Genomic DNA, 9,257 nt, shown 5'->3' with positions numbered 1-9,257 from the left:
CTCGAGGACCTGCACGACCGGCACGCCGAGACCCTCCCCGCCCTCTTCGCGCGGTCCGTCGCCGCAGCACCCGACACCGTCGCGATCACCGCCCCCACCGACCCGGCCACCCCGGCGCTGACCTACCGCGAACTCGCCGCGCGGGCCCGTCGCCTCGCCCGCGCCCTGATCTCGCACGGCGCCGGACCCGACCGGCTCGTCGCCGTCGCCGTGCCCCGCTCGACCGACCTGATCGTCACGCTGCTCGCCGTCCTCGAGACCGGCGCCGGATACCTGCCCGTCGACGTGTCCTACCCGCCGGAACGGCTCGCGTTCCTCTTCGCCGACGCCCGGCCGGTCTGCATCGTCACCACCGGCGCCGACGCCGCCACCCTGCCCGCGGGGGACGCTCCGGTGCTGCTGCTCGACACCCAGGACACCGCCGCCCGGCTCGCGGAACTGCCCGACGGCCCGCTCACCGACGCCGACCGGCTCGGTGTGCTGCACCCCGACCACACCGCCTACGTCATCTACACCTCCGGCTCGACCGGCCGCCCCAAGGGCGTCGTCGTCCCGCACCGCAACGTCGTCACCCTCCTCGCCGAAACCCACGACAGGTTCGGATTCGACGAGCACGACGTGTGGACCATGTTCCACTCGTACGCCTTCGACTTCTCGGTGTGGGAACTGTGGGGCGCACTCGCCTACGGCGGCCGCCTCGTCGTCGTCGACCACCACACCGCCCGCTCCCCGGAGGCATTCCTCGACCTGCTGCGCCGCGAGCACGTCACCGTGCTCAACCAGACACCCACCGCGTTCTACCAGCTGATCGAGGCCGACCGCGCCGCCGGCGAGCACACCCTGTCGCTGCGCTACGTCGTCTTCGGCGGCGAAGCCCTCGACCTCGCCCAGCTCGAACGCTGGTACCGCCGCCACCCGGACACCGCGCCGGTGCTGGTGAACATGTACGGCATCACCGAGACCACCGTGCACGTGACCTTGCAGCCGCTGGACCGGCAGTTCGCCGCGACCGCCTCGGCCAGCGTCATCGGCGACGCCATTCCCGGTCTGACGGTGCACGTCCTCGACCGGCGGCTGCACCCGGTGCCGGCCGGCGTGATCGGCGAGATGTACGTCTCCGGCGGGCAGGCCGCCCGCGGCTATCTCGGCCGCCCCGCCCTGACCGCCGCGCGCTTCGTCGCCGACCCGTTCGGCGGGCCCGGCGCCCGCCTGTACCGCACCGGCGACCTCGCCCGCCGGCGCCGCGACGGCCGGCTCGAATACGTCGGCCGCAGCGACTTCCAGGTGCAGCTGCACGGTTTCCGCATCGAGCTGGGGGAGGTGGAGGCGGCGCTGCTGCGCTGCCCCGGCGTCGCCCGCGCCGTCGTGGTGCTCCACCGCGACGACCGCGCCGCCGACCGCCTCGTCGGGTACGTGGTTCCGGAGACCGCCGCGACCGTGGATGTGGCCGCCACGCTGAACCGGGTCGCCGGTGACCTCGCCGCCTACATGGTCCCGGCCACTCTCGTCGTCCTCGACACCCTGCCGGTCACGGCCACCGGCAAGCTCGACCGCAAGGCCCTGCCCGACCCCGACTTCGGGGCGCTGGCCACCGAGACCCGTGCCCCCGCCGGCCACCTCGAAAAGCAGCTCGTCGAGCTGTTCGCGCAGGTCCTCGGCCTCGAGACGGTCGGAGTGGACGACTCGTTCTTCGCGCTCGGCGGCGACAGCATCATGTCCATCCAGCTGGTCTCGCGCGCCCGGGCCGCCGGGATCGAGCTGACCCCTCGGGATGTGTTCGAACGCAAGACCCCCGCCGCGCTCGCCGCCGTCGCCACCCTCGGCGACGGCCCGGCCGTCCTCGCCGAACTGCCCGGCCGCGGCGTCGGCCCCGTGCCCCTGACCCCGATCGTGCGGTGGATGCTCGAACGCGGCGGCAGCATCGACCGCTACTCCCAGGCCGCGCTGCTGCGGCTGCCCGCCGGCCTGGACCGCGTCACCCTCGCGGCCACGCTGCAGACGGTGCTGGACCGGCACGACATGCTCCGCGCCCGCCTCGTCCCCGACGTGGACGACCCCGCCGGGGTCGGCCTGCAGGTCCGCGGTCCCGGCGCGGTCACCGCCGACACGCTCATCCACCGCGTCCCCGTCACCACCGCCGCCGACACCGACGACTTCTTCGCCCTCGCCGCCGCCGAACTCGACGCCGCCGCCGACCGGCTCGACACCGCCGCCGGAATCCTGCTGCAGGCGGTGTGGTTCGACGCCGCCGCCGGCTCCGGGCGTCTGCTGCTGGTCGTACACCACCTCGCCGTCGACGGCGTGTCCTGGCGCATCCTCGTTCCCGACCTCGCGGCCGCGTGGGCCGCCGCCCTCCACGGCACCGCGGTCGAGGAGCCCCCCGCCGGCACCTCCGTGCGGCGCTGGGCGCACGCCCTCGTCGAGGCCGCGCACCGGTCCGACCGCGTCGCCGAACTCGACCGCTGGACCGCGATCCTCGACGGTGACGACCCGCTGCTCGGGGACCGTCCCCTCGACCCGGTCGTCGACACCAACGCCACGGTCCGCACCGTCTCCACCGACCTGCCCGCCGACGTCACCGCCGCGCTGCTGACCGCGGTGCCCGGCGCCTTCCACGGCACCGTCAACGACGGCCTGCTCACCGCCCTGGCACTGGCGGTCACCGCCTGGCGCCGCGACCACGGCACCGACGTGGACGACGTGCTGGTCGGCCTCGAGGGACACGGCCGGGAGACCGCCGTCGCCCCGGGCGCGGACCTGTCCCACACCGTCGGCTGGTTCACCACCATCCATCCGGTCCGGCTCGACCTGAGCGGTGTCGACCTGCCGGACGCGCTGCGCGGCGGCGACGCCGCCGGTGCCGCGATCAAGGCCGTGAAGGAACAGCTCGCCGCCGTCCCCGACCACGGCCTCGGGTTCGGCCTGCTGCGCTACCTCAACGCCGGCACCGCCGTCCGGCTGCGGACCCGCCCCGCCCCGCAGATCAGCTTCAACTACCTCGGCCGCCTCACCCCGGCCCTCACCGAAGCGGACACCCCGTGGCTGCCGGTGGACGCCTTCGACCGCGGCGGCGCCCAGAGCCCGGACATGCCGGCCGCCGCCGCCGTCGACATCAACGCCGTCACCGTGTCCACCCCCGACGGGCCGGTGCTGCGCGCCACCTTCTCCTACCCGCAGCACCTGCTCGCCGACGCCGACGTCGTCGCCCTCACCGACCGGTGGGCGGCCGCGGCCGCCGCCCTGGCCCGGCATGCCCGCGACCCGCACGCCGGCGGCCTGACCCCGTCCGACGTGCCCCTCGTCGCCCTCGACCAGCCCACCCTCGACCGCCTCGAACGCCACTACCGGGCGGCCGGGCACGACACCGGCCTGGCCACCGTGTGGCCCGTCGCCCCGCTGCAGGCCGGGTTGCTGTTCCACGCCCTGCTTTCCGCGCAGTCCGCCGACGCCTACGTCGTGCAACTCGTCCTCGACCTGCACGGCACCGTCGACCCGGACCGGCTGCGCCGCGCCGCGCAGCTGCTGCTCGACCGGCACCCCAACCTGCGGGCCGCGTTCGCCGACGACGGCTCCGGCGGCTTCGTCCAGGTCGTCCCCGCCCGCGTCGAACTGCCCTGGACGGTGCTGGACCTGACCGGCCTCGACGATCCGGACCGTCAGGCGGCGCGCCTGCTCGACGAGGACCGCCGCACCCGATTCGACACCGCCGTCGCCCCGCTGCTGCGCGCCACCCTCGTCCGGGTCGCCGCCGACCGGTACCGGCTGGCCCTGACCAATCACCACATCCTGCTCGACGGCTGGTCCACGCCGCTGCTGGTCAAGGACCTGCTGCTGCTGTACGCCACCGACGGCGACACCGCCGCCCTCGACCGGCCCCGCAGCTACGGCGACTATCTGCAGTGGCTGGCCGGGCAGGACCCCGACACCGCCGCGGACGCCTGGGCCCACACCCTCGCCGGTCTCGACGAGCCCACCCTGCTCGCCCCCGCGCACCGCCCCGGCCGCACCGCCGCGGTCTCGCAGGACCTCGACCTGGACCTGCCGTCCGGTCTCGCCGCGCGCCTCGACGCCGTCGCCACCGACCGCGGCGTGACCGTCAACACCGTGGTGCAGACCGCGTGGGCGCTCGTGCTCGGCGCGCTGACCGGCCGCCACGACGTCGTCTTCGGCGCCACCGTCTCCGGCCGGCCCCCGCAGGTCGCCGGCATCGAGTCGATGGTCGGGCTGTTCATCAACACCGTCCCCGTCCGGGTCACCGTGCGGCCCGCCGAGACCCTCGGCGCCCTGCTCGACCGGGTGCAGGCCGAGCAGGCGGCCATGCTCGACCACCACCACATCGGTCTGAGCGCCATCGAACGCCGCGTCGGCGCCGCCGCCGGCTTCGACACCCTCACCGTGTTCGAGTCCTACCCGGTGGACCGGGCCGGGCTGACCGAGGACACCGACATCGCCGGGATGCGGGTGGCCGGCATCAGCGGCCACGACGCCGCGCACTACCCGCTGAGCATCGTCGCGCACCCGGCCGGCACCGGCGACACCGCGACCCTGCACCTGCGGCTGAAGTACCTGCCCGAGGTGTTCGACCGCCCGGCCGTCGAGACCGTCGCCCGCCGCATCGAGCGGGCCCTGACCACCCTGGCCACCGATCTCGACGCCCCGGCCGCGGCCGTCGACGTGCTCCTCGACGACGAACGCGCCGTCCTCGCCCCGGTCCGCGGTCCCGCCGGCGGCACCACCCGCACCCTGCCGGAGCTGTTCACCGCGACCGCCGCCGCCCATCCGGACGCCGTCGCGATCGTCGACGGCGCCGCCCGGTGGACCTACCGCCGGCTCGACGAATGGTCCACCCGCGCCGCCCGCGTCCTGCTCGACCTCGGCGTGGGTCCGGAAACCTTCGTGGCCCTGGGGATTTCGCGATCGTTGCACTCGGTCGCCGCGATGTGGGCGGTCACCAAGACCGGCGCCGCGTTCGTGCCCGTCGACCCGAACTATCCCACCGACCGCATCGCCTTCATGCTCGCCGACAGCGGCGCCACCCTCGGCGTGACCGCCGCCGCGCACCGCGACACGCTGCCGGACACCGCCCGCTGGCTCACCGTCGACACCGACGCCTTCGCCGCCCGGCTCGCCGACGCCTCGACCGACCCGATCGGCGACGCCGACCGCCGCAGCCCGCTGCGCCTGGACCACCCCGCCTACCTCATCTACACCTCCGGCTCCACCGGCCGCCCGAAGGGCGTGGTGACCACCCACCGCAGCCTCGAGAACTTCGCCCTCGACCAGCGCAGCCGGTTCGGCGCCGGCCCCGGCGCGACCGTCATGCACTTCTCCTCGCCGAGCTTCGACGCCTCGATCTTCGAATACCTGCTCGCGTTCGGTTCCGGTGCCACCCTGGCGGTCGTACCGCCCACCGTGTACGGCGGCGACGAACTCGCCCGCGTCCTACGCGCGCACGGCGTCACCCACGGCTTCATCACCCCCGCCGCCCTGGCCTCCCTGCCCCCCGACAACCTCGACGCCTTCGCCGAGCTCGCCGTCGGCGGCGAGGCATGGCCGTCGGAACTGCGCGACACCTGGGCGCCCGGCCGGCGCCTGGTCAACGCCTACGGCCCCACCGAAACCACGATCATGGCCGCCATCAGCACCCCGATGACCGTCGCCGGCCCCATCACGCTCGGCGGCCCGCTGCGCGGCGTCCGCGCCCTCGTCCTCGACGCCGCCCTGCGCCCCGTGCCCGCCGGCGTCGCGGGCGAGCTGTACCTCGGCGGCCTCGGCCTGGCCCGCGGCTACCACGCCCGCCCCGACCTGACGGCCGGCCGGTTCGTCGCGGATCCGTTCGGGGCGCCGGGGGAGCGGCTGTACCGCACCGGCGACGTGGTGCGCTGGACCGACGCCCTCGAACTCGAATACGTGGGCCGCTCCGACTTCCAGGTCAAGGTCCGCGGCTTCCGCATCGAACTCGGCGAGATCGACGCCGCGCTGTGCAGCCACCCGGGCGTCGCATTCGCCGCGACCCTCGGTCACACCGCCCCGTCGGGGGAGACCGTGCTCGTCGCCTACGTCCTGCCCACCCCCGGACACGACATCGACGCCGACGCCCTGCGCGCGCACGTCGGCGACCGGCTGCCGGCGCACATGGTGCCCGCCGCGGTCGTCGTCCTCGACGAGATCCCGCTCACCCCGGTCGGCAAGCTCGACCGCCGCGCCCTGCCCGCACCGGACCTGTCCGGCGGCAGCGGCGACTACGTCCCACCCGCCGACGCACTCGAAACCGCCGTCGCCGGGGTGTTCGCCGACGTCCTCGGCGTCGACCGGGTCTCGGTCACCGACAGCTTCTTCGACATCGGCGGCAACTCCCTCGTCGCGACCCGCGCCGCCTCCCGCCTCGGCGCCGCCCTCGGGGTCGACCTCGGGGTGCGGGCCCTGTTCGAGGCCCCCACCGTCCGCGCCCTCGCCGCCCGCCTCGCCGAAACCCCGGGCGCCGAACCCGCCATCGGCACCGGACCGGCCCGGCGCCCGCGTCCCGACCGCATCCCGCTGTCCCCGGCCCAGCAGCGCATGTGGTTCGTCAACCAGTTCGACACCAGCTCCCCGGCCTACAACATCCCGCTCGCGATCCGGCTGACCGGCCATCTGTCCGTCGCCGCGCTCGACACCGCCGTCCGCGACGTCCTGGCCCGGCACGAGAGCCTGCGTACCGTCTACCCGGCCGGCCCCACCGGGCCCGTGCAGCGGATCCTCGACGCCGACGACGTCGGCCTCACCGTCGACGTCGTGCCCGCCACCGAGGACACCGTCGTCGCCGCCGCCGGAGAGTTCGCCGCCACCGGATTCGACGTCACCGTCGACGTGCCGCTACGGGCGCGGGTGTACACCCTCGGCCGCGACGACCATCTCGCCGTCCTCGTCGTGCACCACATCGCCGCCGACGGCTTCTCCACCGCCCCCCTGGCCCGCGACCTGATGACCGCCTACCAAGCCCGCACCCGCGGCGACGCCCCCGCCTGGGCGCCGCTCGAGGTGCAGTACGCCGACTACACCCTCTGGCAGCTCGGCCGTCTCGGCGACGCCGACACCCCCGGCTCCCTCGCCGCCACCCAGCTCGACTACTGGCGCACCACCCTCGCCGACCTGCCCGAGGTCCTCACCCTCCCCACCGACCGGCCGCGGCCCGCGCAACTGTCCTTCCGCGGCGACGTCGTCCGCTTCCCGATCGACGCCGCCCTGCACGACCGCCTGACCCGCCTCGCCCACGCCCACGGCGCCACCGTGTTCATGGCCGTGCACGCCGCCCTCGCGGTGCTGCTGGCCCGGCTCTCCGGCAGCGACGACATCGCCGTGGGCACCCCCATCGCCGGCCGCGGGCACCGTGCCCTCGACGACGTCGTCGGCATGTTCGTCAACACCCTCGTGCTGCGCACCCGCGTCCCCGGGCAGATCACCTACACCGACCTGCTCACCGACGTCACCACCACCGACCTCGACGCCTTCGCCCACGCCGACGTCCCCTTCGAACAGGTCGTCGACGCCGTCGACCCCGCCCGCTCCACCGCCCACGCGCCGCTGTTCCAGGTCTCCCTCGAATTCCAGAACACCGAACGCCCCCGCCTGGAACTGCCGCACCTGACCGTCACCGGCCTGCCCCTGGATCCGACGGTGGCCAACTTCGACCTCGAACTGTTGCTCGGCGAGAACCACGACGACACCGGCGCCCCCACCGGCTTCGACGCCGCCCTCGTCTACGCCACCGACCTGTTCGACGCCGACACCGTCGCCGCCGTCGCCGACCGGTTCGTCCGCCTCCTCGACGCCGTCACCGGCGCCCCCGACACCCCCGTCGGCGACCTCGACCTCGTCACCGCCGACGAGACCCGCGCCCTGGTCCCCGCGCACGGCCCGCACACCCTCGGCACCCGGCTGTGGCCACAGATCCTCGCCGACGCCGTCGCCGTCGATCCCGACGCCCTCGCCGTCGTCGACGGGCCCCGCCGCGCCACCTACCGCGATCTCGACGCCCACTCGAGCCGCCTCGCCCGGATGCTCGTCGACTACGGCGTCGGCCCCGAGACCGTCGTCGCCCTCGGCCTGCCCCGCAGCCTCGACTCCGTGACCGCGCTGTGGGCCGTGACCAAGACCGGCGCCGCCTTCGTGCCCGTCGACCCGAGCTACCCCCGGGACCGCATCGAATACATGCTCGCCGACAGCGGCGCCGCCCTCGGCCTCACCGTCACCGCCCACCGCGACGGGCTGCCCGCCACCGTGCCGTGGTTCGCCCTCGACTCCGCCACCACCGTCGCCGAACTCGCGCCGTACCCGCCCGAACCCCCGACCGACACCGACCGCACCGCGCCCCTCGAACCCGACCATCCCGCCTACCTGATCTACACCTCCGGTTCGACCGGCCGGCCCAAGGGCGTCGTGCTCACCCACCGCGGCCTGTCCGACCTCGCCGTCGAGGAACACCTCCACCTCGACGTCCGGCCCGGCAGCCGCGTCTCGCACCTGGCCTCACCGAGCTTCGACGCCTCGGTGTTCGAACAGATGATGGCCCTCTCGGCCGGCGCCACCCTCGTGATCGTGCCCCCGACCGTGTACGGCGGCGACGAACTCGCCGACGTCCTGCACACCGAACAGGTCACCCACGCGTTCATCACGCCCACCGCGCTGGCCTCCCTCGACCCGGACGCCGTCGACAGCCTGGAGGTGCTCCTCGTCGCCGGCGAGGCGTGCCCACCCGAACTCGTCGCCCGCTGGGCCCCCGGCCGCCGCATGGTCGACGCCTACGGCCCCACCGAGGCGACCATCATGACCTCCATCAGCGACCCCCTGACCCCGGGCGAACCCGTCACCATCGGCCGGCCGACCCGCGCCTTCCACGCCGTCGTCCTCGACACCCGGCTGCGCCCCGTGCCCGTCGGCGTCGCCGGCGAACTGTATGTCGCCGGGCCGGGCCTCGCGCGCGGCTACCACGCCCGACCCGACCTGACCGCCGCGCGCTTCGTCGCCGACCCGTTCGGGGTGCCGGGGGAGCGGATGTACCGCACCGGCGACGTCGTGCGCTGGACCAAGGAGCACGACCTCGAGTACGTCGGCCGCTCCGACTTCCAGGTCAAGGTCCGCGGCTTCCGCATCGAACTCGCCGAGATCGACGCCGCACTCACCGGACACCGGGACGTGGCGTTCGCCCACACCATCGGCCACACCGCCCCGTCGGGGGAGACCGTCCTCGTCTCCTACGTGCTGCCCGCCCCCGGCAC

The 9,257-nt window shown here is 74.7% G+C and carries 1 protein-coding gene; it reads left to right on the top strand.

Translation table 11 applies throughout. From position 1 onward, the window contains the following. Nucleotides 1-9,257 (top strand): non-ribosomal peptide synthetase (locus G6039_RS29050; RefSeq protein WP_164528175.1); only part of this gene is annotated, 9,257 nt, incomplete at both ends.

Source organism: Rhodococcus aetherivorans (assembly GCF_011058165.1).
GTDB lineage: Bacteria > Actinomycetota > Actinomycetes > Mycobacteriales > Mycobacteriaceae > Rhodococcus > Rhodococcus aetherivorans.
This window is presented reverse-complemented; position numbering and strand designations above follow the sequence as displayed.